Annotated in this window: 1 protein-coding gene and 1 pseudogene; both read left to right on the top strand. The window is 42.2% G+C overall.

What is annotated here, in order from left to right; translation table 11 throughout:
• Positions 1–594 precede the first annotated feature (594 nt).
• Positions 595–2283 (top strand): group II intron reverse transcriptase/maturase, encoded by a 1689-nt coding sequence (gene ltrA / locus AC5JMF_RS31755; protein ID WP_495799689.1) that lies wholly within the window; start codon positions 595–597, stop codon positions 2281–2283.
• 85 nt (positions 2284–2368) lie between these two features.
• Positions 2369–3451 (top strand): annotated as a pseudogene (locus AC5JMF_RS31750) (reverse transcriptase domain-containing protein); the annotation flags it as partial.
• Between the last annotated feature and the right edge of the window lie 35 nt (positions 3452–3486).

Here is a 3486-nt window from a genome sequence, read left to right as displayed (position 1 = left end):
CCAAAGCCTACGAGCTTACGGCGTTATTGCTGCTTAACTTTGTCCGAAGTATTGTTATAGAGTAACCCGTAACTAACGGTACGTCACAACCGAGTAGGCAACGAAAAAGTTGGAGTGCAGACGCTAAAAGTAGCCGTAGCTGCCAGGGTCAGGCAGTGGGGAGCAAGAGGGAAAGACGTAGAAGGATGAACATAGTCTAAGGTATTGATTAAATCACGTCACTTTAGAACGAGCCAAATGACTCCTGGACTAAGGCTCGAACCAAAACGGTAAATAGGTAGAGTGTTAGGTTTTCCAGTCCTAACAATGTAGAAACAAAATTCCTATCGTGAAATAGATACCCATCCTAACTACATCAAAAACTTTAGTTGATACAACAGGGTAAGCCCAACAGAGTCTAGAAGACGGTCGAATCTCCTAGTAAGCCAAGAGTAATCAAAGCCGAATCTCTGGTGGGTAAAGGATGAGTGAAAAAGCGAATGTCACGCCCGTAATCAGGTGAATAGGGGTTCAAAATTTGCCCCTGACCGAAAGGAAAGCTGAATTCACTTGGGTCATATACGAGATAAAAACTTATCTAAGGAATGAATCCTCATGAAAAGTTTGATACATCAAACCGATGTAAATGGACATAGGAAACAACTTTCAAACTGGAACCAAATCAACTGGAAGAAAGCAAGAAAGATTGTTAATAACCTAAGAAAGCGGATATTTCGTGCTAGAAAACTTGGGCAATGGAAGCAGCTGAGACGGTTGCAGAAATTGTTACTAAAATCCTACGCCAACCTATTACTCGCAACCCGACAAATTACTCAACAAAATAACGGAAAAAACACAGCAGGAGTAGACAAGGAGGTGGCTAACACTCCTGAAGAACGAGTAAAGCTTGTCAACAGTTGGAAATATATAACAGCTTCTCCTACAAGGAGAGTATATATTCCAAAACCTAACGGCAAGAAACGTCCCCTTGGAATTCCCACTATCAGGGATAGAGTCATGCAAGTAATAGTGAAAAACACACTCGAACCCGAATGGGAATCACAATTCGAGCCAAATTCATACGGCTTCAGAATCGGAAGAAGTTGTCAAGACGCTATAGCGCAATGCTTCAATAATCTAGTGGAAAACCCACGCGGAGCAAGACATACTTGGGTTCTAGATGCTGACATATCAGGATTCTTTGACAACATTGCACATGAATCTATCCTGACCATGATTAGCACACACCCTGCTAGGGAAATAATCAAAGGATGGTTAAAAGCTGGATATGTCTATCAGGGAATTAAAACACCCACAGACAAAGGCACACCTCAAGGTGGAGCAATTTCGCCGCTTTTGGCAAACATAGGGCTTCACGGTCTGGAACAACTCATAAATTTTATTAAACTACCAAAAGATAAATGGGGGAACAGATTAAAGCTAGGTTTTGTCCGATACGCGGATGACTTTATCATCACATCTAGAGATAAAGAAAGCCTCGAAAATGCCTTAATCCAGATTAAACGATGGCTGTCAGAAAGAGGACTAGAAATCAGCGAAGAGAAAACTAGGATAGTTCACATAAAAGATGGATTTAATTTCTTGGGGTTCAATCTACGCCAATATAACGGCAAACTATTAATTAAACCCCAAAAAGAAAAAGTGCTGAAATTCTGTAAGGAATTAGGTAACACAATCTCTAAATGCGCCACCTGGACGCAACAAAATCTCATCAATGAACTAAAACCTATCCTTCGAGGATTCGCTAACTATTACAGAGGGGTGGTTAGTAAGGAAACATTTAGTTACATCAATCATAGATTAACTGTATACCTCTGGCGTTGGGCAAAACGTAGGCATCCCAACAAAGGAAAAAGATGGGTGAAAAACCGATACTTTCACCGAATAGAAGAGAATGAATGGACATTTGCTTGTCACGGAATTGATAGCAGAGGTAGGAATCAATTTTACTCCCTATGTAACATCAGTAAAACTCCTATAATCAGACACGTAAAAGTCACAGGAAATTACTCTCCCGATAATCCAAAATTAAAAGAATATTGGGAAACTCGCAATCAAAAACAAGGAAAGCTTTACTGGGCAAAAAATTCAAAATACGAACAAGTAGCCAAAAACCAACGCTTTATATGTCCGATATGCGGGGAATATCTATTCAACGGTGAAGAAATCGAAACCCACCACATAGTACCAGTAGCAAAAGGTGGACGAGACGACAGAGAAAACCTTCAGCACCTGCACTCAATGTGTCACAAGCTGGTACACAACACCAAGTTGAAGGCTTGAAGTATGGCTTGAGCCGTGTGATGCGATGAGTGTCACGCACGGTTCTTAGGGGGGAGAGGACTGGCAACAGTCCAATCCTACCCGACAAAAGACCGCAGGTATTGATGGCAAAAAATCCCTCTCATTTGAAGAACGCTTCAACCTGGAAGAACTACTGAGAATGAACAGTGGAAATTGGAAACATCAAGGATTACGGGAAATCCCCATCCCCAAAAAGGACGGGACTACCAGAATGCTTAAGATACCTACCATCGCGGATAGGTCTTGGCAATGCCTAGCAAAATACGCACTCGAACCAGCACACGAAGCCACTTTCCATGCCAGGAGCTATGGGTTCAGAACTGGGCGCTCTGCCCATGATGCACAACATTACATCTTTAATAACCTAAGCTCCCAAGCTCACGGAACAGAAAAACGAGTTATAGAACTCGATATTGAAAAATGCTTCGACAGGATTAATCACTCAGCAATAATGGATGAACTCATTGCCCCCAAAGGCTTAAAACTCGGTATCTTCCGATGCCTCAAGGCGGGAGTCAACCCAGAATTCCCCGAACAGGGTACACCTAAAGGGGGAGTAGTTAGCCCATTACTAGCCAACATCGCACTCAACGGGATTGAGAGCATCCACAGATACCACGCTCAATATAGAGAAGGTAGAAGGATTACACCTAAAACATCTGTAGAAAAAATTGCCGAGCCATCAGTCCGATATGCGGACGATATGGTTATAATACTCCGACCCGAAGATGATGCGAATGAGATACTTGAAAGAATCAGCGAGTTCCTCCGTAAACGCGGAATGAATGTAAGCCAAAAGAAGACCAAAGTTACCGCCGCGACAGATGGGTTTGATTTCCTCGGCTGGCACTTTAGAGTACAGAAAAACGGAAAACTCAGAAGCACCCCCTCAGTGGATAACTTCAAAGCATTTCGTAAGAAAGTAAAACACATCGTTAACAACTCGAATTATGGTGCTACCACAAAGGCTGAGAAATTAGCCCCGATAGTTAGAGGTTGGAGGAATTACCATAAGTTCTGCAAGATGGACGGGTCAAAGTTCTCACTTTGGTTCTTAAATCACAGAGCATACGCGGTATTTAACAAGGAAACCAAGCAAACACGCCACACCAGCAAGGAGTTAGTTAAAACCCACATTCCGCAGATATTAAAGAAAATTTAGGAATTAAAAATTCCCAGAAA

Source organism: Desmonostoc vinosum, assembly GCF_059505385.1.
Note: the sequence above shows the minus strand (reverse complement) of the source record. Positions and strands in the feature narration are given on the sequence as shown.

Bases quoted from the DNA above. Each gene is read 5' to 3' on its own strand.
- ltrA (WP_495799689.1), top strand. From the start codon at position 595: ATGAAAAGTTTGATACATCAAACCGATGTAAATGGACATAGGAAACAA.